The sequence below is a fragment of the Stenotrophomonas sp. YIM B06876 genome, assembly GCF_030711595.1.
Classification (GTDB): Bacteria; Pseudomonadota; Gammaproteobacteria; order Xanthomonadales; family Xanthomonadaceae; genus Stenotrophomonas.
Window position 1 is genome coordinate 1 of sequence record NZ_JAUJUJ010000527.1, and the last position, 539, is coordinate 539.

Below are 539 nucleotides of genomic sequence, written 5' to 3' on the forward strand. Positions count from 1 at the left end.
CATCGGCACCAGCGTGAGCGAGACCACGGCCGAGATCAGGATGGTGATGGCCAGCGTGACAGCGAACTCGCGGAACAGCCGGCCCACCACGTCGTTCATGAACAGCAGCGGAATCAGCACCGCGATCAGCGACACGGTCAGCGAGATGATGGTGAAGCCGATCTGCGCCGCGCCCTTGAGCGCGGCCTGGAACGGCGGCTCGCCCTCTTCGATGTAGCGCGCGATGTTCTCGATCATCACGATGGCGTCGTCGACCACGAAGCCGGTGGCGATGGTCAGCGCCATCAGGCTCAGGTTGTTGAGGCTGTAGCCGAGCAGGTACATCAGGCCGCAGGCGCCGACCAGCGAGATCGGCACCGCCAGGCTGGCGATCACGGTGGCGCGCAGGCTGTGCAGGAAGAAGAAGATCACCAGCACCACCATCAGCACGGCCAGCACCAGCTCCATCTCGACATGCTGCACCGAGGCGCGTATGCCCGTGGTGCGGTCGGACAGCACCTGCAGCTTGAGCGCGGCCGGCAGCGCGGCCTCGAGCTCGG

1 protein-coding gene is annotated in these 539 nt (G+C 66.0%); it reads right to left on the bottom strand.

Features of this window, described 5'->3' with window-relative positions; all coding sequences use genetic code 11:
* Nucleotides 1-539, bottom strand: a 539-nt coding sequence (locus QZH66_RS18310) for an efflux RND transporter permease subunit (RefSeq protein WP_305807217.1), incomplete at both ends; no start/stop codon positions are given.